Consider the following 21,524-nt stretch of genomic DNA (forward strand, 5'->3'; position numbering starts at 1 on the left):
ATTATTTGTCTCTTTTTTTTATAAATGAATGACCTTTGGGAATTAGCACTTAAAATCGTTAAATTCGCTTAACAAAAATGCATATTTCGCCTTAGGCTTTGCAAAGATAACTAATAGAATTCAGAATATTAAATGCCTCTATATAAAACCCTTAGTCCTAATTCACAAACTACTGTTAAAATCTGGAAGATTGAAGAGTCTTATGATCAGTTAATCAGTGATTTAGATTTGAGACCTGAAAGTTTAAGTCGTGTGTTAAGTATGAAAAGTGAGTTGCATCAACGTGGTTTTTTAAGTGTTAGACATTTACTAAAAGCATTTGGATATACGGATCAAGATTTATTTTATGATGCTAATGGAAAACCTCATTTAAAAGATGGCAAGCATATTTCTATAACGCATAGCTTTACATTTTCTGGTGTAATTGTTAGTGACAATGAAGTTGGTATAGATATAGAAAGACAACGAGATAAAATTGCTATTATAGCCAAAAAATTTGTTGAATATGAATTTAATTATTTAGACCAAAAGGCTTCAGATTATATTAATAAACTAACTGTTATATGGGGAATAAAGGAGTCTTTATATAAGTTGTTTGCTACTCCAGGTATGCTATTTAGGGAACACTTTTTGGTAATACCTTTTTCTATCATGGATACAGAAACCGTTTGTTGGATAGATTATAAAGGATTAAAAAAACGCTATAGTGCAAGCTTCTTAGAATTTGAAGGTTTTACTTGTGCTTATGTCATAGGTTAATGAGTGTTTACAACGACATACTTTCCGCGAAAGCGAAACAAGATAAATTATTAGCCATATTAATTGATCCTGATAAATTTAATCTTAAATTAATATCGCAATTTACCGATAATATCAATAATTCCATAATAACCCATATTTTTGTTGGTGGAAGCACAGTAGAGGTGGAGGTGACCCAAAAATTGGTAAAAGCCTTAAAGCCTTTAACACGATTGCCTATTATATTGTTTCCTGGCGACGTCACGCAAATATCGCAAGATGCTGATGCCATTTTGTTTTTATCATTAATATCTGGACGTAATCCTAAATACTTAATAGAAAAACAAATTGAAGCTGTTTCAATTTTAAAACACACCAATATGGAAGTGATTCCTACAGGATATATTTTAATTGAAAACGGAAAAGAAACAGCAGTACAAAAAGTAACTAATACTTTGCCTATTCCATCAATGCTACACAGCTTAGTCGCAGATACTGCCAAAGCTGGTGAGTTGTTAGGTAAAAAACTAATTTATCTAGAAGCAGGTAGTGGAGCATTGCAACCTGTACCTTTAGCGATGATAAAGTTTGTTAAACAAGATTTAAAAATTCCATTAATAGTAGGTGGAGGAATTAGAAATAAAACTCAGCTTCAGGAAGCCTATAAAGCTGGTGCAGATCTTGTTGTTATAGGTACTGCTTTTGAACAAAACCAAGATTTTTTTGAAGAATTAAAATTATAACCATGAGGATATCTGTAGATTTAACATTGTCACCATTAAGTAATGCTTATGAGGAACATGTTATTGATTTTATAAAAGCATTACGTGCTTCTAATTTTACAGTTTTAGAAAACCCGTTAAGCACTCAAATTTTTGGAGAATTTGACCAATTAATGCCTTTTTTAAATGAAAAAATTAAAGATTCTTTTTTAAATCAAGACATTTGTGTATTAACAATGAAGGTGGTAAAAACTGATAGAAGCGATTATGAACCAAATTTTTAATTTCTTTTTTGGACAATACTTTGAATATGACACTATAGATGTTGTATTAGAAATTATTGCAGTAATATTTGGTTTTTTATCTGTTTGGAACTCTAAACAAAATAAAATTTGGGTATTTCCAACAGGTATGATTAGCACTTTAATTTTTGTATATCTATTACTAAAATGGGGTTTGTTAGGTGATATGATGATTAATGCCTATTATTTTATTATGAGTGTTTATGGTTGGTATATTTGGACAAGAAAAGTAGATAGTCAACATGTAACACCCATATCACAAACAACAAACAAAGAAAAAAAAATTAGCATAATAATATTTATATCCACCTTGTTATTTGTATACATAGTTTACCAAATATTTGATAAGTGGACTGGTTGGGTGGCTTATGTAGATACTATTACTACTGCCATATTTTTTGTCGGTATGTGGTTAATGGCTAGACGTAAAATTGAAAATTGGATATTATGGATTATTGGAGATGTTATTTCTGTTCCTTTATATTTTTATAAAGGATTTACCTTTACTTCTTTTCAGTATTTAGGATTTACAATAATTGCAATATATGGTTATTTAGAATGGAAAAAACACTTGAACAACAACCTGCAAACTGTGTAAAAATAGTTTTGTTTGGTCCAGAGTCTACTGGAAAAACAACATTGTCTCAACAATTAGCTAGACACTATCACTCGGTTTGGGTGCCTGAATATGCTAGAGAGTATTTACAAAATAAATGGAATAATCATCGTAAAACTTGCGAGTCAAAAGATTTGTTGCCAATTGCAGTTGGACAAATGACATTGGAGAACCAATTGGCCAAAAAAACTGATTCAGTTTTAATTTGTGACACAGATTTATTAGAAACTAAAGTATATTCAGAAACCTATTACTCTGGTACATGTGATCCTGTTTTAGAAAAATACGCCATAAAAAATAATTATGATTTATACTTTTTAACGTATATTGATACACCTTGGGAAGCAGATGATTTAAGAGACAAGCCTGAGGAAAGAGAAGCAATGTTTGAAAAGTTTGAATCTGCATTAATAAAATATAATAGGCCTTATGTTTTGTTAAAAGGAGATAAAAAAACTAGATTACAATTAGCGACAAAACATATAGATTTATTATTAGCAAAACATAACGATGCAGTTTAACAGTTTAGACACTAAGTTTATTGAAAAAAAAGGGTTAACCCTTAAAAAAGTAGAGCAACAACTACAGTTACTTAAAACCGGATTGCCTTTTATTAATTTAGAGCGTGCAGCAACTGTTGGTGACGGAATACTTAAGTTTTCTGACGATCAATCCTTAGATTTAATAGAAAATTATGATAAGCATAAAGATCAATTAAAAATAGTCAAATTTGTTCCAGCTTCTGGAGCAGCGACAAGGATGTTTAAGTTTTTGTTTGACTTTATAAAAGATTTTGAGCCTAACAAACAAAGTATAAATGCTTATGTCAATAAATTTAAAGCAGCCGATTTGTCTTTGTTTTTTATAGGACTAGAAAAGTTGCCTTTTTATAACCTAGTGGTAACCTACTTAAAGGCTCAAAATAAAAATTATAATAAATTATCAAACGATGAAAAATTAGTAGCTTTTATACAAGCTATTTTAAATGAAGATCAATTAGCTTTTAGTGCTTTCCCAAAAGGATTATTACCGTTTCATAAGTACAAAGATCATTTGGCAAGCGCTTTTGAAGAGCACTTATTTGAAGCAGCATTGTACGCGACATCAAATGGTAAAGCTTCGCTTCATTTTACAATTTCAGAAAAACATAAAGAAAAGTTTGATGCTGAGTTTGCTAGAATTCAGCAAATAGTTGAAAGTAAAACCAATACTAAATTTGACATTTCTTTTTCATATCAAAAAGAATCTACAGATACCATAGCGGTTTCTACAAAAAATGAAATTGTTAGAGAGGATAACCAAGAGTTATACTTTAGACCATCTGGTCATGGTGCCTTGCTTGAAAATTTAAATGACTTTGATGCGGACATTATTTTTATTAAAAACATAGACAATGTAGTAGTTTATAAATATGAAGATGAAGTCGCAAAGTCTAAAAAGATGCTAGCTGGTTTGTTGATTAATTTAAAAAAACAAGCGTTTAAGTATGCTAAAGATTTAGACACAAAACAATTGTCTCATGATGATATAGTTGAGATTGCAGAGTTTTTGATTTGTAAAATGAATGTTGTAATTTCTCCTGAATTTGAAAAATATTCTACAGCATACCAAATAGATTATTTAAAAAATAAACTAGATAGACCCATCCGTATTTGTGGAATGGTACAAAACGAAGGAGAACCTGGTGGAGGACCATTTTGGGTTAAAGATGAAGGTGCAAATCTATCTTTGCAAATAGTGGAATCTGCTCAAATTAACAAAAAGGATAAAGAGCAAAAAAGTATTTTAAAAAAAGCGACGCATTTTAATCCTGTGGACATCGTTTGTAGTACAAAAAACTATAAAGGGGAAACGTATGATCTTCAAAAATTTGTTGATCACCAAACAGCGTTTATTACTATGAAAACAAAAGTGGGTAAAGATATTAAAGCATTAGAGTTGCCTGGACTTTGGAACGGAAGTATGTCGAATTGGAATACTATTTTTGTTGAAGTACCTCTAGTTACCTTTAATCCAGTAAAAACGGTTAACGACTTATTAAAACCAACACATCAAGTCTTATAAAGTGTTAGACAAACAAGCTTTAGAAAAAGAATTTAACCTTAAAGCTATCAGAAGTTCTGGTAGTGGTGGTCAGCATGTCAATAAAGTTGCTACTAAAGTAGAGTTAAGTTTTTCTATAAATGATTCCGTAGTACTTACAAGTGACCAAAAAGAGCGTATTATATCCAAATTAGCAACTAGGTTAACCAAAGATCAGGTCTTATTAATGCAATGTGGAGATACTAGAAGTCAATTAAAAAATAAAGGGATTATTGTAAAACGTGCAATTGCTATTTTACAACAAGCATTACAAGTAGATCCAGAGCGTAAACCAACCAAAATCCCAAGAGCAGTTATAAGAAAACGCTTAAAAAACAAAAAACACAACTCAGATATAAAAGCTAATCGTAAAAAACCAAAAATAGAGTAGCTTATTATATAAGTCTTAATTGTGTTTTTGCAATATTAATTATTGCGTATATTATTCTTTGAAAAAAAAATCAAGATTCGTATTTCATAAATCAAAATTCTAATCTACCTTTGCAGCGTTCTCAAAAAAGGGGTGCCTATATCGGCTGAGATCATACCCATTGAACCTAGAACAGGTAATGCTGTTTAGGAAATTTGAAACACATTTTTTGTGTTACTATGTAATGTATAGATCGTCTGTATATTACAAATTTTAATTAATAACAATTAAGAATAATTACCTCTTTTTATTCGATTAGTAATTTAATCGTAATGAAAAATTTATTTCTTTTTTTAACACTATTAGTGTTATCGGTCAGTGTTAATGCACAAGACAAAAAAACAGTTGAGTCTGACTCAACAAAAATCACAAAACTTGACGAAGTCTTACTATCTGCTACTAGAGCAAAAGATAAGACTCCTGTAGCTTTTTCAAACATCACAAAAGAAGAGTTAGAGTCCATAAATCTTGGTCAGGATTTACCAGTATTATTAGATCAATTACCATCCGTAGTAACAACAAGTGATGCAGGAGCAGGTGTTGGTTATACAGGGATTAGAGTTAGAGGTAGTGATGCGACACGTGTAAATGTTACTATCAACGGAATACCTTACAATGACCAAGAAAGTCAAGGGACATTCTGGGTTAATATGCCTGATTTTGTAAGTTCTGTAGAGGATATCCAATTACAACGTGGTGTTGGAACATCTACTAATGGATCTGGTGCTTTTGGTGCAAGTTTAAACTTAAAAACACTTAATCCATCGACTGATGGTTATGCTACAACAACAAATGCTGTTGGTAGTTTTGGAACTAGAAAGCATAATATTAGTATTGGTTCTGGAATTAAGAATAATTTTTATGCTGAAGCTAGAGTGTCTAATATACAAAGTGATGGATATATTGATAGAGCTAGAGCAGACTTAAATAGTTATTATACAGAGGCTGGTTTTGTTAATGAAAAAACATCCATAAAAGCTATTGTTTTTGGAGGAAAAGAAGAGACTTACCAATCGTGGTACGGAACACCAGAAGCAGTTGTTAATAACGATTTAGAAGGAATTCAGGCTTTTATTGATAGAAATTATCCAAGTGATGCTGAAGCTGAAAATTTATTAAACTCAGGTAGAACATATAACTTTTATACTTACGATAACGAGATTGATAGTTACCAACAAACGCACTACCAATTACATGCATCACATCAATTTAACGCAATGTTTTCGGCTAATATTTCTGGAAATTTTACAAGAGGTAAAGGTTATTATGAGCAATATAAAGATGATGAAGAGTTAGGTGATTATTTTCCAAATAATGCAAATGCTTCAGATGAAGGTGATGTTATTAGAAGACGTTGGTTAGATAACAATTTTACAGCAATAGTATATTCACTTAATTACCAAAAAGACAACTTAAATTTGTATTTAGGTGGAGGTTATAATTCTTATAAAGGGGATCATTTTGGTGAAGTTATTTGGGATTCGTTTGAAACACCAATACCTGTAAGAAGCAATTACTATTTTAGTTATGGCGATAAGCAAGATTTTAATACGTACTTAAAAGCAGAGTACAATATCAATTCAAATTTATTTGCATTACTAGATTTGCAATACAGAACCGTGGATTATGAGTCTGTTGGAACTAGCTCGGATTTATTAGATATTAACGTTAAAAAAACATATAACTTTTTTAATCCTAAAATGGGATTAACCTATAGGATTAACAACTATAGTAATGTTTATGGGTCTTATGCTGTTGGTAATAGAGAGCCTAATCGTGACGATTTAACTAAAAATCCAATCACGCCTGTATCAGAACAATTACACGATTTTGAGTTTGGTTATAAATTACAAAATTCTAACTTTTACCTAAACGCTAACTTATACTATATGGATTATAAAGATCAATTAGTATTAACAGGGGATTTAGACGATGTTGGTGACCCAATTAGACAAAACGTTGCTGATAGTTACAGAGCAGGTATCGAGATACAAACAGGATATAAATTATCTGATCAATTTAGGATAGATGCCAACGCAACATTTAGCCAAAACAAAATTAAAGCGTTTGATTATATTGTTTATGACACACAGTACGATCCTAATACATATGATACAGTATCTTATGAGGCTGTTGTAACAACCTATGAAGATACAGACATATCATTTTCTCCAAATGTAATATTTGGTAGTACATTAACCTACTCGCCAATTAAAAATGCTAACATCGCTTTATTATCTAAGTATGTTGGTCAACAATATTTGGACAATACATCAAGTGACAGTAAAAGTATGGATGGCTATTTTGTAAATAACCTAAATCTGTCTTACCGTATCAAACCAACATGGATTAAAGAGGTTGCTTTTAATGTGTTAGTTAACAATGTGTTTAATAATAAATACGTGTCTAACGGTTATACGTATAGCTATTTTTACAGACCAGAAAACTCTAATGATGCACCAATCACAGAAAATTTTTATTATCCACAAGCAACCACTAACTTTTTAGCAGGTGTAACCTTAAAATTTTAATCAATAATTTTTATAACAACCCTTTAAAAGCATCTCTAAATTAGAGGTGCTTTTTTAGTTGCTATACACTCTAATTACATTACCATTTGTTTCAACAAAGTAAGGTTTTAAGCTATATTGTCCAGTAGTACCGTCAAAAGGAACTCCTCCACCAGCAATGCTATAGCTATTCCCATCTTCACAATTACAAGTGGCAATGGTACCTTCAACATTTAAAATGGAGCAACCAGAAGGGACGTGGTTAGGATCTGTAATTTCAAATGCATAATAAGTATTACCAGTGTTGTAAATTACAATACCATTATAACCAAAACCATTAATAACAATACTGCCACCAGGAAACTGTAAATCATTATATTGTGGTAATGTTGTGTTTATTGAGTCAAAAGTGTCAAAATTAATATCAGGTATAAAATTATTGTTATTATCACCATCATCATTTTTTTGACAAGAGGTTACTAAAACAAAGCAGCATATTAATGTAGTTATAGACCTTAACATATAAATTTATTAATTTTTTAGGATTGCAATTTACAACAATTACAATGTTGAGTTAAATATTTTGTATATTTGTAAGACTAAATCTCGTGTCGACGAGATTTTTGTGTTTAACGCTAAATTGTTTTAGCGTCCTTTTATTTAAACGATAAAAATATGAGTAAAGTATCTTATTATACAGCAGAAGGATTAAAAAAGTTGCGTGACGAACTTAAGCAGCTTAAAGATGTAGAGCGTGTTAAAGCCTCTAAAGCTATAGCAGAAGCTAGAGATAAAGGTGATTTAAGTGAAAATGCCGAGTATGATGCAGCCAAAGAAGCGCAAGGTATGCTAGAAATGCGTATAGCAAAACTGGAAGATCAAATGGCTGGAGCACGTGTAATTGACGAGTCACAAATGGACACCTCAAAAATATTAGTTTTATCTAAAGTAAAAATCAAAAATCAAACCAATGGTATGGAGATGAACTATACTTTAGTAGCAGATGGTGAAGCTGATTTAGCCTCAGGTAAAATATCTGTAAACAGTCCAATTGGTAAAGGATTATTAGGTAAATCTGTTGGTGATGTTGCCGAAATACAAGTGCCAAGTGGCATAATTAAGTTTGATATTGTCGAAATTAGTAGATAATATTTAATTTTAATTATAACGCTAAAGCGGAAATATATAAAAATGTAAATTTTTTGAAGATTCCTGTTTATTCTGAAACAAATTTCAGGTTAGCAGGAATCTTTTTTTATCTTTAGTTTTTAAACCGAAACAAATATGTCATCCATTTTCACAAAAATAGTTAACGGAGAAATTCCGTGTTATAAAGTAGCCGAAACTGAAGATTTTTTAGCCTTCCTAGACGTTAATCCAAATGCTAAAGGGCATACCTTATGTATTCCTAAAAAGGAAGTAAACAAAATTTTTGATTTAGATGAAGCAACGTACACTGCCTTAATGCTATTTTCTAGAAAAGTAGCAATAGCTTTAGAAAAAACAGTGCCATGTAAACGTGTAGGAGTAAGTGTAATCGGTTTAGAAGTACCACATGTACATGTACATTTAATACCATTAAATACAATGGAAGATGCACGGTTTATTAATAAAGTAGCTTTACAAAAAGAAGATTTTGAAGCTTTAGCAAAAGCAATTGCTGCTAATTTATAATTGGTAAACTATAACGCTTAGTATTGAAGCTATTAAGATGGTAACTGCACCAATTAAAATCCAAAATAGACTTTTATATTTTTTAGATGATTTTTTTGGTTGGAAAGCTTTCATTTGGTAGTCATAAACGCGCTCAATGTCGTCTGTCCAACGTGCAGGATAAATAGTTGTATTGCAAACAGTACAATGCATTTCAGTGTTCACCTCTTGTGTAATACTTTTATAAAAAGCAGTCTCAATAAAACGTTGTTTAAAGGTTAATTGTAAACCTTTGGTACTAAAGCACTCTGGACAATTATTGTTTAAATCAACGGTATTTATTGTAAGTAATCTATCAGACATTTATATTGTTTTTAGGCTAATCTGCATAGTGGTACCTTTACCTTTTTCAGAGTTTAAAACTTTTATACGACCATTATGGAAGTCCTCTACAATTCGTTTTGCCAATGATAAGCCAAGTCCCCAACCACGTTTTTTAGTTGTATAACCAGGCTCAAAGATAGTATTAAATTCGTTTTTACTTATTCCTTTTCCTGTATCTGTAACAGTTATTTTTACACGTTGTTCTAACTGTGTGATACTGACTTGTAAATCACCTTTTCCCTTCATGGCATCAATTGCATTTTTTACTAAGTTTTCAATTGTCCAACCATATAATTGGGTGTTTAAATTAACATATATAGGATGTTCTGGTAATTTAATGTCAAAATTTATAAGTCTAGATGATCTAGTTTTTAAATAATCATAAGCCTCCTTAGTTTCGGCAACTATATCTACTTTTTCTAATGTTGGAAGCGACCCTATTTTACTAAATCGCTCTGTAATAGTTTGTAAGCGACTAATGTCTTTTTCAATTTCTTTTATATATTCAGGATTGGTGTTTTCGCCTTTTAAAATTTCGGTCCAACCAATTAATGACGACAATGGAGTCCCGATTTGATGTGCAGTTTCTTTAGCCATCCCTGACCATAATTTATTTTGAGTAGCAATTTTAGAACTGCGATAAAAAAAGTAAACCACAGCTCCAAATAAGACAATAATCAATAATAGTGCTAATGGATAATATTTTAGTTTATTTAAAAGCGGAGAGTTTCCGTAGTAAAGTGTTCCAATAGCTTCATCGCTATTAGTTTTATTATTAAAATAAGATAATGCAATCGGATTATTTTCTTTTTCAAACTGTAATTTGCTTTTTCTTAAAAAAGCATCTACATTTTTAATTCCTAAGGTGTCAAGATTATTAAAGCTACTAATTTCTCCTTTAGGAGATACTAAAATCATTGGTGTGGTTGAGGTAGAGTCTGTAATTATAAAGGTTGTGACATTGTTTACTTCGCCATCCAAACCATTTTTAAAACTATTTAAAAAATCACTTTGTGCATAAGACCACGTTTGCATTTTTCTGCGTTCTTCGGCTTTAAACTTCTGAAAAAACACATAGGTATTCCATAGTATTAAAGATATAATAGCAAATGAAGCAACAATAATTATCCAGCGGATTAGCTGACGATGTTTTGTAAAAAACATGATTGTAAGTTTTTGGTGTTAATATAATGCAATTCTGTTAATAATATTGTGGAGGTTGGTTACTAATTGCCTTTTAGTTGACTGACAGATTGTGTATTTTTGTAGTAAATAAAACACGACTATGTTATCTTTTACTCCACAAGAATTTTCTACTGCTAAACTACATAGCTATTTGCTTAGTGCTGTGGCTCCTAGACCAATTGCTTTTGCTAGTACAATAGATGCAAATGGAAAACCTAACTTATCACCTTTTAGCTTTTTTAACGTATTTAGTGCTAATCCACCAATATTAATCTTTTCGCCAGCAAGACGCGTTAGAGATAATACTATTAAGCATACTTTGGTTAATGCAGAAGCCACTAAAGAGGTTGTTATTAATGTTGTTAATTATGATATTGTACAACAAATGTCTTTAAGTAGTACAGAATATCCAGAAGGTGTAAACGAATTTGAAAAAGCTGGTCTTACCATGTTAAAATCAGATTTGGTAAAACCATTTAGGGTTGCAGAAAGTCCTGTGCAAATGGAGTGTAAAGTCAATCAAATTGTACACCTTGGTGAAAACGCAGGAGCAGGTAATTTAATTATTTGTGAAGTTGTTAAAATGCATGTGTCAGAGGATGTTTTAGATGAAAATGGTGCAATTGATCAAAATAAACTAGATTTAGTATCTAGAGCAGGAGGTAGTTATTATAGTAGAGCAAAATCTGGATTTTTTGAAATTCCAAAACCCTTATCAACCCTTGGTATTGGTGTTGATGCTTTGCCAAAAGCTATCAGAGAAAGCGCTATTTTAACAGGTAATGATTTAGGTCTTTTAGGAAATGTTGAAAACTTACCTGAGGAAAATAGCATTCAGGCTTTTAAAAACCAACATAATTTAAGTTCTTTGTCGACTGAGCAAAAACATAAAAAGGCAAAAGACTTTTTAAGTTATAGTGATGTAGAAAGCGCTTGGAAAGTGTTGTTATCGTAAAGTTACGATATTTAATTAGACGAATATTTAATAATTATATAGAAAATGGAAGTACAAGGTAAAGTGAAGCTAATAGGAGAAACGCAAAGTTTTGGTAGCAACGGATTTAGAAAAAGAGAATTAGTAGTAACTACTGAAGAGCAGTATCCTCAACATATTTTAGTAGAATTTGTTCAAGATAAATGTGATTTATTAAACAACTATCAAGTAGGTCAAGATGTTAAAGTAAATATCAATTTACGTGGTAGAGAGTGGGTTAACCCTCAAGGTGAAACTAAATATTTTAACTCTATCCAAGGTTGGAGAATTGAAGGAGTACAAGCAGGAGCAGCACCTCAAGGGATGCCAGAAGTGCCACCAGCTCAAGCTTTTGAGCCAGCTAGTAATGTAAAAGATGAAGATCACGACGATTTACCATTTTAGGTAATAATCAGTCTTATATACAGTAATTTTGTACTGTGTAAAATATTTAAACCTCATGACTTTTGTTTTGAGGTTTTTTTTTATAAAAAAAAGCCTTGTGGTTAAACAAGACTTTTTAGATTAGTGGGTTTCAGTTTGTCTTTAAGTTATAAATTTTAAAAACATTATTAAACTAATTATCAATATAAAGACTACATAAATATCTAAAAAATAATTTTAAATTCGTACAAATACCTGATATTTAACGTTATAAATTTAAATCATACTGCTTTTTGTAGTTTTTTTAAGTCAATGTCATTTTTAATCTCTAAATTAAATTGTTGTAAATGGAATTTTTAAATAGTGATAATGCGTTTCCAGATGTTACTAAAGCATCAGAGGATGGTCTTTTGGCTATTGGAGGAGATTTAAGTGCCAAACGCTTGTTAAATGCCTATCAAAAAGGCATTTTTCCTTGGTTTGAAGACGATAACACTATAATGTGGTGGTCTCCAGATCCAAGATTTGTATTATTTCCAGAAGATTTAAAAGTGTCTAAAAGTATGAAACAAGTCATACGTAATACAGACTTTGTTGTGACAGTTAATAAAGATTTTAATGCTGTAATAGCTGCATGTGCAGCTGTAAAGCGTCCTGGTCAAGATGATACTTGGATTACTAATGGTATGATTGAAGCTTATACTAACTTACATCAATTAGGTTATGCTAAGTCTATTGAGGTGTGGTTAGATAATACCCTTGTTGGTGGATTATATGGTGTGGATTTGGGTAATGGAGTTTTTTGTGGAGAAAGTATGTTTACTAAAGTTAGTAATGCTAGTAAAGTAGGATTTATAAGTTTTATTCAAAATACCAATTATAAGCTTATAGATTGCCAAGTATACACTAATCATTTAGAAAGTTTAGGTGCGATTGATATTTCTAGAGATCAGTTTTTAAAGTATTTAACTTAAACCTCGTTGTATCTAAAACAATCTACTTCATGATCATTTACCATGCCTACAGCTTGCATAAAAGCATACATAACGGTTGATCCTACAAACTTAAATCCTCGTTTTTTTAAATCTTTGCTTAAGGCATCACTTACAGGAGTATTTGCTGGAGCATTTTTGTAATACGCTACTTTGTTTTTTATAGGAGTATTGTTTACAAAAGCCCATAAATAAGTGCTAAAACTCCCAAATTCTTTTTGGATGTCCATAAATAATTGCGCATTAGTAATAGTGGCATTTACTTTTAATTTATTTCTAATAATGCCAGCATTTTGTAATAATTCAGATTTTTTGTCTTCATTATAATTAGCTATTTTCTTGTAATCAAATTGATCAAATGCATCAAAAAAATTGTTTCGTTTACGTAAAATTGTAATCCAACTAAGGCCAGCTTGAAAGGTTTCTAGAATTAAAAACTCAAATAGTGTAGCGTCATCATATACAGGTTTTCCCCACTCTTTATCATGGTAAGCTTCATATAAATCATCTCCAACGCACCAACCGCATTTATGTTTTTTCATTTTGTTTCGTTTTTCGATATTCCTTTATGCTAATTAGTAAGTATATAAGGACTATTACATGTCTTAAATCAAACAAGTATAGGTTTTTAAATATATGGTAATTTGGAATTAAATTTAAACTTTTACAAGCCAATAAACTAAAATAACCAACAAATAAAATAGGTTTAAAGGTTCTTAAAGTTAACATTGTAAGGAAGTTTTAATAATATCTACTAATGTAACAACAGTAACTTATAAATCATAATAGTTGCTGTATTTTTGTACTATGGAAACACTTAAAAATACAATTATCAAACAAATTATAGAAGATGGATTAGATAATAGCATGAGCTATGTTGAGTATAGAGAATTAGTTATGACTAAAGTCGAAAATAACTCCAATACAGGTCATGAAGTTACTGAGGCTTTGGCAAATTATACTATGCTTAACAACAAGCGCATGAAGCGTTGGGATAAAACAATTAAGATAGGAGAAGGTGTTGCTGATGCTATAAAACATAAAAAGTTTAACCAAACTTGGATTGTCATTACAGAGAGTTGGTGTGGTGATGCTGCACACGTGATACCTGTAATTAATAAAATTGCTGAATTAAATCAAGGTATTAACTTTAGAGTTGTACTAAGAGATGACAATGAAGCGTTAATGGATCAATTTTTAACCAATGGATCTAGATCTATAGCTAAGCTAATTATTTTAGATACTGCAACTAAAGATGTTATTGCAACTTATGGTCCCAGACCAAGTACTGCAACGTTGTTGGTAAATGATTATAAAGCAAAGCATGGTATTTTAACACCAGAGTTTAAAGAAGAATTACAACAATGGTATAATAAGGATAAAGGACAAACGGTCATTGCTGATTTAGTCACTTTAATTAGCTAAATTATCCATCTATTCTCTTTTTTACTAAAAGGGAATGCATTTATTTACCTTTAAATTCAAAGGTAATAGAGCCTAATTGTTTTGCTTTTTCAGAGGTATTAAACTTAGCCTCTTTTGCATATTGTAAAGCGTGTTCTTGCAGGCATACATTGTTAGAGGTGGATGCGTTATTTATGTAAGCATCAATAACATGACCATTACTATTTACAGTTATGTTAACCACAATTTTACCTTGAGCGTCGCATAAGTAGACGGGAATTGGTAGGGATAGGTCTATACGTCCTTTTAATGAATAGTAAATAGAACTGTTAGTGTTTGCCACATGACTTTGTTTTACGCTTTTATTTTGAGAGCGTTTATTAAGTATTTCATTAACACTATTAAAGCTTGTTAATGTCTTTTCAGAGATTGCAGAATGACCATTATTTGCTTCAGAAGATTCATCGCTTTCGACTTTATTTTTATAGGTTTCTAATTTTGGATTGGTATAATCTTCAGGAGGAGCTATTGGTTTGTAGGCTTGAGCGTAATGTTTATAATTTTCAGTGGTATTAAAGGCCTTGTTAGTTGCTTTTTTAGTGTTTTTAGTTGGTGTTAATTCTGTTTCATTTTCAATAACATCTTCAACTTTTTCAATAGCATATAAAGTCTCGGTAACCGTTATATTTGTTTTAAAAATAGTCACATTCAATACAGATAGTATCAGTGTACCTGAAATTAATAATGTTATAGCTAACGCTTTATGAGAATTTTTAAAAGACATGTATTACAAACGATTAATAACTAATAGTTAGTGTTGTATATACGTTTGCAAAGTATAAAAAGACGTGTTTTAATCCTTTTTTGGGAGGTTTTTAATAAAATCGTCAATAGAAAGTCCTTTTTTAACATCAAATTCACCAATTTTAGTGCGACGTAATACAGACAAATGACCACCAGAGTGTAATGCTTTTCCAAAATCATTAGCTAAAGATCGTATGTAAGTACCTTTGCTACAAACAACCCTAAAGTCAATATTTAATCCATCAATTTTTGTGATTTCAAATTCTTGAATAGTAATTTTTCTAGATTTAATGTCAACCGTTTCACCAGCTCTAGCATATTCGTAAAGACGTTTTCCCTCTTTTTTCAATGCAGAAAATATTGGAGGATATTGATCAATCTCTCCTATAAACTGTGTTGTGGTTTGGTGTATTAAATCTTCGGTAATGTGACTAGTTTCAAAAGTTTTATCAATTTCGGTTTCTAAATCGTAAGAAGGTGTTGTGCTTCCTAAAACAATAGTACCAGTATATTCTTTAATTTGACCTTGAAAAGCGTCTATCTGCTTGGTCATTTTACCAGTACATATAACTAATAAACCTGTTGCCAAAGGGTCTAAAGTCCCAGCATGACCAACTTTAATTTTTTTAATGCCAAAGGCTTGACGGATTTCCCAGCGTAATTTATTGACCACCTGAAAAGATGTCCATTGTAATGGTTTGTCAATAAGTAAAACCTGTCCTGCTAAATAGTCTTCTTTAGTCATTTACTTAGTTTAAAATTGCAAATGATATTGCGATTATACCAACAATAGCACAGTAAATAGCAAAATATGAGAGCTTACTTTTTTTAACTAAGCTAATCATCCATGTGCAAGCAAATAATCCTGCGACAAAAGCAGCTATAAATCCAGCAGATAAGGCAGTAATATTTTGACTGTCAAAATTTAAATCACCTCCTAAAATGTCTTTTGCTATTTTACCAAAAATTAAAGGCACAACCATTAAAAATGAAAACCTTGCAGCTTTAGTTTTGTCATTACCTAATAATACTGAAGTAGATATGGTTGCTCCACTTCTAGATATACCAGGCAACATAGCAATTGCTTGAGATACACCTATTATAAGTGCGTCTTTAAAGGATACATTTTTGTTTGTGTTTTTTGCTTTATCTGCAAAAAATAAAAGAACAGCTGTAACTAGTAACATACAACCTACTAATAGGATATTGCCACCAAAAAGTTGCTCTAGTTGTTCTTCAAAAAACAAACCAACAAATGCAGCAGGTAGCATAGAGATTGCAATTTTTGTTACAAATTTGGTGTCGTCATTCCATTTAAAGGATAAAAATCCTTTTATAATCTCTAAAATATCTTTTCTAAAAATAACAATGGTACTTAAAGCAGTAGCAAAATGAAGGACAACAGTAAATAGTAAACTTTCTTCAGGAATACTTTTATCGCCTAAAATGGCTTTACCTATTTCTAAATGACCACTTGAAGACACAGGAAGAAACTCAGTTAATCCTTGTACTATACCTAATAAAATTGAATCGAAAATATCCATGTTGGCAAAAGTATTAAAATACTATGACCAAATGTTATATTGAAGTTGAAATTTAATACTCAAATTTCGATATACTAAAAACAAAAGAGAATGTTAGTCCGTTTTAGGCTTAGATAATATAGCATAGACTTGTATTCCAAAGCCAATAATAACTAAAGCAGGAGCCAAACGGATGCGTCTCCAACTAAAAATAGCATCACTAAATACGTTTGGGTCATCGCTACCACCTCCAGACATTAATATAAAGCCTAAAGCAATGCAAGCTAAGCCTATAAACATAAATTTATAGTTGTGTTTACCAAAAACTAATTCGGTTTTTAAACTGTTTTTATTGTTTTTTTTGCTTTCTCCCAAAGTATTGTTTGTGTTGATTTGCGACAAATTTAAACTATTTAAATTAATCGTAAATAAATTTTGTTTGATGTTTTTTAATAGTCACTTTATCAGTGTGCGCTACTTTAGTTTCAAATTTACTAGTTGTAGTTGCTAAATAAGCAACAATTGCAACCATACCTATTAATACAAATGTGATTCTTTTCATAAACATTAGTTTTAGATTTATTAATCATTTTAAAGTATTAGTTGGTTAATAGTGCGTTATTTTTTGGTTAAGTAAATATAACGCGCTAAAGTGCAAAGTATTGTTAACGCTTTAGTTAAAAGCTGTTAAATTAATACAGTTGATCGGTCTTTAAATTTAAAAAACGTTGTGTTGCAAAATGTGTACTTATCCAAGTAATAAGGATACCTAATAAAAAGATTACTAAAAATAAACCACCTATTAAAACAGGGCTTTGACGTAAAACTAATTCTGGAAAAGCTTGGTCTACGTAATACACGATAAAGCCTAAGCCTACTAAAGCAAGGATAGCACCAAGTATACCTAGTTTAATGCTTTTCCATACAAAAGGTCTGCGTATAAAGCGTTTGGTGGCTCCAACCATTTGCATAGTTTTTATAGTAAATCGTTTAGCATAAACAGACAGTCTAATACTACTATTAATAAGTAACACTGCAATTAAAGTAAAAATAGCACTTAGTAATAACACCCAAAAGCTAATTTTTTTAACGCGACTATTCATTAAGGTTACTAAGTCTTTGTCATACCTAACTTCTTCAACAAAACCTTTTTCTAGTGCAGTTGCAGCTAATTCTTCTAACTTATCAGATGTTACAAAGTCTGCTTTAAGGTTAACATCAATATTATTTTGTAAAGGATTAAATCCTAAAAACTCCATAAAATCCTCACCATTTTCTGCTTTCATAGACTCTGCAGCTTGTTCTTTAGAGATGTATTCGGTAGATTTTACATAATCTGCCAATGCTAAACTTTTTTCAAGTTGCTTGACTTCGACATCTTTTGCGTTGTCTTTTAAATAAATGGTAACCGTTACTTGCTCTTTAAACAAGTCGGCTACTTTTTTAGCATTAAGGACTAAAAGACCTAAAATACCTAATAAAAATAAGACTAATGCAATACTTAGTACTACAGAAAAGTATGAAGAAATTAATCTACGTTTTTGATATCTTTCAAAAGAAGAGCTCATAAATTGATGTTAGTTTATAATGTAAAAATATAAAAGAAATTGAAATCCCTTTGATTTAGAACGTCAAACTTTTAATAGTCTTATAATAAGTTTAAATTTGTTGCTTAATTAAGCTGTAAAACACAAAAATGCAATACCATTTTAACGACATCGAAGCCAAATGGCAAAAATATTGGGCAGAAAACCAAACATTTAAAGCCTCAAATTCTAGTGACAAACCAAAATACTATGTTTTGGACATGTTTCCTTATCCATCTGGAGCAGGATTACACGTTGGTCATCCATTAGGTTATATCGCGTCAGATATTTATGCACGTTATAAACGTCATAAAGGGTTTAATGTATTACATCCACAAGGTTATGATAGTTTTGGTTTACCTGCAGAGCAATATGCAATACAAACAGGTCAACATCCTGCAATTACTACAGAGACTAATATAAAAACCTACAGACGTCAACTAGATCAAATTGGATTTAGTTTTGATTGGAGTCGTGAAGTCCGTACATCAAGTCCAGAATATTACAAATGGACTCAATGGATTTTTATTCAGTTATTTGAATCTTATTATTGTTTTAATGATAATAAAGCAAAAGATATAAAGGAGTTGATTTACGTTTTTAAATTAAACGGAAATTGTCCAAAAGAATCTGGATTAAATGTCGCTTGCGATGATAATATCGAAATATTTTCTGCTGACGATTGGAATGGGTTTTCATCAGAAAAACAACAAGAAATATTATTACAATACAGATTAACGTATTTAGCCGAAACTGAAGTTAACTGGTGTCCTGCTTTAGGAACTGTTTTAGCAAACGACGAGATTGTAAACGGAGTGTCAGAACGTGGTGGTCATCCAGTAATAAGAAAGAAAATGACGCAATGGAGTATGCGTATTTCTGCTTACGCAGAACGTTTACTACAAGGTTTAGAAACTATAGATTGGACAGAGTCGCTAAAAGAAAGTCAACGTAATTGGATTGGAAAATCTGTTGGAGCAAGTGTAACTTTTAATGTTAAAATGACGAGTGAGATGCTGAAACAAGTTCAGCATGACGAAGTCCAAAGTCATTCCGAACTTGTTTCGGAATCCCATCCTCTAAAAATAGAAGTCTTCACAACTAGACCTGATACTATTTTTGGTGTAAGTTTTATGACGTTAGCTCCTGAGCATGAGTTGGTGCAAACCATAACAACACCAGAGCAAAAAGCAGACGTTGAGGCATACATATTAGCAACTTCAAAACGTAGCGAGCGCGATCGTATGGCAGATGTAAAAACTATATCTGGTGTATTTACAGGTGCTTATGCAGAGCATCCTTTTAGTAAAAAACCAATTCCAATTTGGATTGGAGATTACGTTTTAGCTGGTTATGGTACAGGTGCTGTAATGGCTGTTCCTTGTGGTGATCAACGTGATTACGACTTTGCAAAACATTTTAATATACCTATTCCAAATATTTTTGAAGGAGTAGATATTAGCGAAGAAGCTTACGCGAGTAAAGACAATGTAAAAATTGCAAATAGCGATTTCCTAGATGGAATGAACTACAAAAAAGCATCTAAACGTGCTATTTTTGAGTTGGAGCAATTAGGTCAAGGCGAAGGAAAAACTAACTACAGATTGCGTGATGCAGTATTTTCTAGACAGAGATATTGGGGAGAACCATTTCCAGTATACTACGTTAACGGAATGCCACAAATGATTGACAAACAATATTTACCAATTACACTTCCAGAAGTAGAAAAATATTTACCAACCGAAACAGGAGAGCCACCTTTAGGTCGTGCAGACATTTGGGCTTGGGATACTACTACAAATACTGTAGTTAGCAACGATAAAATTAATAATACAACTATACATCCTTTAGAGCTAAATACAATGCCAGGTTGGGCTGGAAGCTCATGGTATTTTTTCCGTTATATGGAAGAAAAAGCCAATAGAGGAGAAGATTTTGCAAGTAAAGATGCACTTAATTACTGGGAAAACGTAGACCTTTATATCGGAGGAAGTGAGCATGCCACAGGACATTTATTGTACTCTCGTTTTTGGGTGAAGTTTTTAAAAGATAGAGAATTTGTTGGAGTAGAAGAACCTTTTAAAAAGCTAATTAACCAAGGGATGATTCTTGGGACTAGTGCATTTGTTTATCGTGAAGATGGTACAAATACCTATCTGTCTAAAGGATTAATTAATGATAAAAAAGTAGCACCTATTCACGTAAAAGTGCAATATGTTAATGCTTCAGATGAATTAGATATCGAAGGATTAAAAAATGATGGAGAATTTGGTGAAGACTTTAAAGATGCAGAATTCATATTAGAAGATGGAGTTTATAAAGTAGGTCGCGAAGTCGAAAAAATGTCTAAATCCAAATACAACGTCGTAAATCCAGATAATATTTGCGAGCAGTATGGAGCTGATAGTTTACGTTTATACGAAATGTTTTTAGGACCTTTAGAGCAAGCTAAACCATGGAATACTGCAGGTATTACAGGTGTGCATGGATTCTTAAAAAAACTATGGAAGCTGTATGTTGGAGAAGATGGTTTACTTGTAAACGATGCAACACCAACAAAAGACAACTTAAAAACGTTACATAAAACCATTAAAAAGGTTGAAGAAGATATTGAGAATTTCTCTTTTAATACTTCGGTTTCAACATTTATGATTGCTGTTAACGAGTTGACTGCTCAAAAATGCACAAGTAAAGAAGTGTTACAACCACTATTGGTTTTATTGTCGCCTTATGCACCTCATATTACTGAAGAATTATATAGCCAATTAGGTAATGAAGGTTCCATTGCAACTGTAGCATTTCCAAAGTTTGATGCAAGTCATTTAGTTGAAAGTAGCAAAAATTATCCAATTTCGTTTAACGGAAAAATGCGTTTTACCTTAGAGTTACCAATGGATATGTCTAAAGACGATATAGAAAAAACAGTAATGGCTCATGAAAAAACAATAGCACAATTAGATGGTCGTACACCTAAAAAAGTGATTATTGTTCCAGGTAAAATTGTAAATATTGTAGGCTAACGTTATTATAAAAAATACAGTCATTGCGAGGAAAGAAGCAATTTCTTTATTGAGCTAATTTTTGGATACTAACAAGAGTAATCAGGAAAACGTCAGTTCGAGTGATTTGATGTAGGAGAATTGTATCGAGAACCAATAGACCTCTCGATACAATTTGCTCGTGCCTCACAAACCATTCGATGTGACGTTGCGTTAATAATTATTTTTAAAAATATA

The 21,524-nt window shown here is 31.4% G+C and carries 25 protein-coding genes; 15 read left to right on the plus strand and 10 right to left on the minus strand.

What is annotated here, in order from left to right; translation table 11 throughout:
- Window positions 1–132 precede the first annotated feature (132 nt).
- The 8 genes from M890_RS0108860 to M890_RS0108895 all read left to right on the plus strand — a co-directional run bounded on the left by M890_RS0108860 (window position 133) and on the right by M890_RS0108895 (window position 7,421).
- The gene (locus M890_RS0108860; protein ID WP_028283195.1) at window positions 133–759 is read left to right on the plus strand and encodes a 4'-phosphopantetheinyl transferase family protein; all 627 of its coding nucleotides are present in this window, start codon (window positions 133–135) and stop codon (window positions 757–759) included.
- Window positions 759–1,481 (plus strand): phosphoglycerol geranylgeranyltransferase, encoded by a 723-nt coding sequence (locus M890_RS0108865; protein WP_036597369.1) that lies wholly within the window; start codon window positions 759–761, stop codon window positions 1,479–1,481. The genes M890_RS0108860 and M890_RS0108865 overlap by 1 nt, the downstream gene beginning before the upstream one ends.
- A 2-nt stretch (window positions 1,482–1,483) precedes the next feature.
- Window positions 1,484–1,744 carry a YkoF family thiamine-binding protein gene (locus tag M890_RS0108870; protein WP_028283197.1) on the plus strand — a complete coding sequence of 87 codons (261 nt, stop codon included), beginning with the start codon at window positions 1,484–1,486 and terminating at the stop codon, window positions 1,742–1,744.
- Window positions 1,728–2,360 carry a nicotinamide riboside transporter PnuC gene (pnuC, locus tag M890_RS0108875; RefSeq protein ID WP_028283198.1) on the plus strand — a complete coding sequence of 211 codons (633 nt, stop codon included), beginning with the start codon at window positions 1,728–1,730 and terminating at the stop codon, window positions 2,358–2,360. Before M890_RS0108870 ends, pnuC begins: the two co-directional genes overlap by 17 nt.
- A complete protein-coding gene (locus tag M890_RS0108880; RefSeq protein ID WP_028283199.1) occupies window positions 2,321–2,899 on the plus strand; it encodes an ATP/GTP-binding protein in 579 nt (192 codons plus the stop codon). The genes pnuC and M890_RS0108880 overlap by 40 nt, the downstream gene beginning before the upstream one ends.
- Window positions 2,889–4,442: a DUF4301 family protein gene (locus M890_RS0108885; RefSeq protein WP_028283200.1), complete on the plus strand. Its 1,554-nt coding sequence runs from the start codon at window positions 2,889–2,891 to the stop codon at window positions 4,440–4,442. The genes M890_RS0108880 and M890_RS0108885 overlap by 11 nt, the downstream gene beginning before the upstream one ends.
- A gap of 1 nt (window position 4,443) precedes the next feature.
- The gene (gene arfB / locus M890_RS0108890; RefSeq protein WP_028283201.1) at window positions 4,444–4,851 is read left to right on the plus strand and encodes an alternative ribosome rescue aminoacyl-tRNA hydrolase ArfB; all 408 of its coding nucleotides are present in this window, start codon (window positions 4,444–4,446) and stop codon (window positions 4,849–4,851) included.
- 311 nt (window positions 4,852–5,162) lie between these two features.
- A complete protein-coding gene (locus M890_RS0108895; RefSeq protein ID WP_028283202.1) occupies window positions 5,163–7,421 on the plus strand; it encodes a TonB-dependent receptor in 2,259 nt (752 codons plus the stop codon).
- 54 nt (window positions 7,422–7,475) lie between these two features.
- On the opposite strand, the gene M890_RS0108900 is transcribed toward M890_RS0108895, so the two are convergent.
- On the minus strand, window positions 7,476–7,922 hold the full coding sequence (locus M890_RS0108900) for a hypothetical protein (protein WP_028283203.1): 447 nt from the start codon (window positions 7,920–7,922) through the stop codon (window positions 7,476–7,478).
- A gap of 153 nt (window positions 7,923–8,075) precedes the next feature.
- Between M890_RS0108900 and greA the strand changes: the two genes are divergently transcribed.
- A complete protein-coding gene (greA, locus tag M890_RS0108905; protein ID WP_028283204.1) occupies window positions 8,076–8,549 on the plus strand; it encodes a transcription elongation factor GreA in 474 nt (157 codons plus the stop codon).
- Window positions 8,550–8,684: 135 nt separating this feature from the next.
- Complete coding sequence (locus M890_RS0108910) at window positions 8,685–9,074, plus strand: HIT family protein (RefSeq protein WP_028283205.1); 390 nt, start codon at window positions 8,685–8,687, stop codon at window positions 9,072–9,074.
- Here M890_RS0108910 and M890_RS0108915 read toward each other — a convergent pair.
- Both M890_RS0108915 and M890_RS0108920 read right to left on the minus strand, forming a co-directional pair.
- Complete coding sequence (locus M890_RS0108915) at window positions 9,069–9,416, minus strand: hypothetical protein (RefSeq protein WP_028283206.1); 348 nt, start codon at window positions 9,414–9,416, stop codon at window positions 9,069–9,071. The genes M890_RS0108910 and M890_RS0108915 overlap by 6 nt on opposite strands.
- A complete protein-coding gene (locus M890_RS0108920; RefSeq protein ID WP_028283207.1) occupies window positions 9,417–10,601 on the minus strand; it encodes a sensor histidine kinase in 1,185 nt (394 codons plus the stop codon).
- Window positions 10,602–10,722: 121 nt separating this feature from the next.
- Between M890_RS0108920 and M890_RS0108925 the strand changes: the two genes are divergently transcribed.
- From M890_RS0108925 to aat, 3 genes are all read left to right on the plus strand, one after another.
- Window positions 10,723–11,577, plus strand: a complete 855-nt coding sequence (locus M890_RS0108925; RefSeq protein ID WP_028283208.1) for a flavin reductase family protein — start codon at window positions 10,723–10,725, stop codon at window positions 11,575–11,577.
- A gap of 45 nt (window positions 11,578–11,622) precedes the next feature.
- Window positions 11,623–12,000 (plus strand): DUF3127 domain-containing protein, encoded by a 378-nt coding sequence (locus M890_RS0108930; protein ID WP_028283209.1) that lies wholly within the window; start codon window positions 11,623–11,625, stop codon window positions 11,998–12,000.
- Window positions 12,001–12,326: 326 nt separating this feature from the next.
- Window positions 12,327–12,953, plus strand: a complete 627-nt coding sequence (gene aat, locus M890_RS0108935; protein ID WP_028283210.1) for a leucyl/phenylalanyl-tRNA--protein transferase — start codon at window positions 12,327–12,329, stop codon at window positions 12,951–12,953.
- Here aat and M890_RS0108940 read toward each other — a convergent pair.
- A complete protein-coding gene (locus M890_RS0108940; RefSeq protein ID WP_028283211.1) occupies window positions 12,950–13,513 on the minus strand; it encodes a DNA-3-methyladenine glycosylase I in 564 nt (187 codons plus the stop codon). The two genes, aat and M890_RS0108940, sit on opposite strands and share 4 nt — an antisense overlap.
- A gap of 265 nt (window positions 13,514–13,778) precedes the next feature.
- Here M890_RS0108940 and M890_RS0108950 point away from each other — a divergent pair, with 265 nt between their 5' ends.
- Window positions 13,779–14,396 (plus strand): thioredoxin family protein, encoded by a 618-nt coding sequence (locus tag M890_RS0108950; RefSeq protein WP_028283213.1) that lies wholly within the window; start codon window positions 13,779–13,781, stop codon window positions 14,394–14,396.
- A gap of 40 nt (window positions 14,397–14,436) precedes the next feature.
- Here the strand turns inward: M890_RS0108950 and M890_RS0108955 are convergent, their stop codons facing one another.
- From M890_RS0108955 to M890_RS0108980, 6 genes are all read right to left on the minus strand, one after another.
- The gene (locus M890_RS0108955) at window positions 14,437–15,159 is read right to left on the minus strand and encodes an energy transducer TonB family protein (RefSeq protein WP_028283214.1); all 723 of its coding nucleotides are present in this window, start codon (window positions 15,157–15,159) and stop codon (window positions 14,437–14,439) included.
- 69 nt (window positions 15,160–15,228) lie between these two features.
- The gene (truB, locus tag M890_RS0108960) at window positions 15,229–15,924 is read right to left on the minus strand and encodes a tRNA pseudouridine(55) synthase TruB (RefSeq protein ID WP_028283215.1); all 696 of its coding nucleotides are present in this window, start codon (window positions 15,922–15,924) and stop codon (window positions 15,229–15,231) included.
- 4 nt (window positions 15,925–15,928) lie between these two features.
- Window positions 15,929–16,723, minus strand: a complete 795-nt coding sequence (locus tag M890_RS0108965; RefSeq protein WP_028283216.1) for an undecaprenyl-diphosphate phosphatase — start codon at window positions 16,721–16,723, stop codon at window positions 15,929–15,931.
- A 93-nt stretch (window positions 16,724–16,816) separates the two neighbouring features.
- Window positions 16,817–17,077: a DUF3098 domain-containing protein gene (locus M890_RS0108970; protein ID WP_028283217.1), complete on the minus strand. Its 261-nt coding sequence runs from the start codon at window positions 17,075–17,077 to the stop codon at window positions 16,817–16,819.
- Window positions 17,078–17,120: 43 nt separating this feature from the next.
- The gene (locus M890_RS16735) at window positions 17,121–17,264 is read right to left on the minus strand and encodes a hypothetical protein (protein ID WP_157243273.1); all 144 of its coding nucleotides are present in this window, start codon (window positions 17,262–17,264) and stop codon (window positions 17,121–17,123) included.
- Between the two features lie 130 nt (window positions 17,265–17,394).
- Window positions 17,395–18,270, minus strand: a complete 876-nt coding sequence (locus tag M890_RS0108980) for a cell division protein FtsX (RefSeq protein ID WP_028283218.1) — start codon at window positions 18,268–18,270, stop codon at window positions 17,395–17,397.
- A gap of 128 nt (window positions 18,271–18,398) precedes the next feature.
- On the opposite strand from M890_RS0108980, the gene leuS reads away from it, so the two are divergent.
- On the plus strand, window positions 18,399–21,308 hold the full coding sequence (leuS, locus tag M890_RS0108985) for a leucine--tRNA ligase (RefSeq protein ID WP_028283219.1): 2,910 nt from the start codon (window positions 18,399–18,401) through the stop codon (window positions 21,306–21,308).
- Window positions 21,309–21,524 lie beyond the last annotated feature (216 nt).

Origin of the sequence: Olleya marilimosa CAM030, assembly GCF_000518485.1 — a bacterium.
Taxonomy (GTDB): Bacteria; Bacteroidota; Bacteroidia; order Flavobacteriales; family Flavobacteriaceae; genus Olleya; species Olleya marilimosa.

What these genes read in the sequence shown, in the direction of transcription:
- M890_RS0108860 (WP_028283195.1), top strand. Translation starts at nt 133, where the DNA reads ATGCCTCTATATAAAACCCTTAGTCCTAATTCACAAACTACTGTTAAA.
- M890_RS0108865 (WP_036597369.1), top strand. Translation starts at nt 759, where the DNA reads ATGAGTGTTTACAACGACATACTTTCCGCGAAAGCGAAACAAGATAAA.
- M890_RS0108870 (WP_028283197.1), top strand. Translation starts at nt 1,484, where the DNA reads ATGAGGATATCTGTAGATTTAACATTGTCACCATTAAGTAATGCTTAT.
- pnuC (WP_028283198.1), top strand. Translation starts at nt 1,728, where the DNA reads ATGAACCAAATTTTTAATTTCTTTTTTGGACAATACTTTGAATATGAC.
- M890_RS0108880 (WP_028283199.1), top strand. Translation starts at nt 2,321, where the DNA reads ATGGAAAAAACACTTGAACAACAACCTGCAAACTGTGTAAAAATAGTT.
- M890_RS0108885 (WP_028283200.1), top strand. Translation starts at nt 2,889, where the DNA reads ATGCAGTTTAACAGTTTAGACACTAAGTTTATTGAAAAAAAAGGGTTA.
- M890_RS0108895 (WP_028283202.1), top strand. Translation starts at nt 5,163, where the DNA reads ATGAAAAATTTATTTCTTTTTTTAACACTATTAGTGTTATCGGTCAGT.
- M890_RS0108900 (WP_028283203.1), bottom strand. Translation starts at nt 7,922, where the DNA reads ATGTTAAGGTCTATAACTACATTAATATGCTGCTTTGTTTTAGTAACC.
- greA (WP_028283204.1), top strand. Translation starts at nt 8,076, where the DNA reads ATGAGTAAAGTATCTTATTATACAGCAGAAGGATTAAAAAAGTTGCGT.
- M890_RS0108910 (WP_028283205.1), top strand. Translation starts at nt 8,685, where the DNA reads ATGTCATCCATTTTCACAAAAATAGTTAACGGAGAAATTCCGTGTTAT.
- M890_RS0108915 (WP_028283206.1), bottom strand. Translation starts at nt 9,416, where the DNA reads ATGTCTGATAGATTACTTACAATAAATACCGTTGATTTAAACAATAAT.
- M890_RS0108920 (WP_028283207.1), bottom strand. Translation starts at nt 10,601, where the DNA reads ATGTTTTTTACAAAACATCGTCAGCTAATCCGCTGGATAATTATTGTT.
- M890_RS0108925 (WP_028283208.1), top strand. Translation starts at nt 10,723, where the DNA reads ATGTTATCTTTTACTCCACAAGAATTTTCTACTGCTAAACTACATAGC.
- M890_RS0108930 (WP_028283209.1), top strand. Translation starts at nt 11,623, where the DNA reads ATGGAAGTACAAGGTAAAGTGAAGCTAATAGGAGAAACGCAAAGTTTT.
- aat (WP_028283210.1), top strand. Translation starts at nt 12,327, where the DNA reads ATGGAATTTTTAAATAGTGATAATGCGTTTCCAGATGTTACTAAAGCA.
- M890_RS0108940 (WP_028283211.1), bottom strand. Translation starts at nt 13,513, where the DNA reads ATGAAAAAACATAAATGCGGTTGGTGCGTTGGAGATGATTTATATGAA.
- M890_RS0108950 (WP_028283213.1), top strand. Translation starts at nt 13,779, where the DNA reads ATGGAAACACTTAAAAATACAATTATCAAACAAATTATAGAAGATGGA.
- M890_RS0108955 (WP_028283214.1), bottom strand. Translation starts at nt 15,159, where the DNA reads ATGTCTTTTAAAAATTCTCATAAAGCGTTAGCTATAACATTATTAATT.
- truB (WP_028283215.1), bottom strand. Translation starts at nt 15,924, where the DNA reads ATGACTAAAGAAGACTATTTAGCAGGACAGGTTTTACTTATTGACAAA.
- M890_RS0108965 (WP_028283216.1), bottom strand. Translation starts at nt 16,723, where the DNA reads ATGGATATTTTCGATTCAATTTTATTAGGTATAGTACAAGGATTAACT.
- M890_RS16735 (WP_157243273.1), bottom strand. Translation starts at nt 17,264, where the DNA reads ATGAAAAGAATCACATTTGTATTAATAGGTATGGTTGCAATTGTTGCT.
- M890_RS0108980 (WP_028283218.1), bottom strand. Translation starts at nt 18,270, where the DNA reads ATGAGCTCTTCTTTTGAAAGATATCAAAAACGTAGATTAATTTCTTCA.
- leuS (WP_028283219.1), top strand. Translation starts at nt 18,399, where the DNA reads ATGCAATACCATTTTAACGACATCGAAGCCAAATGGCAAAAATATTGG.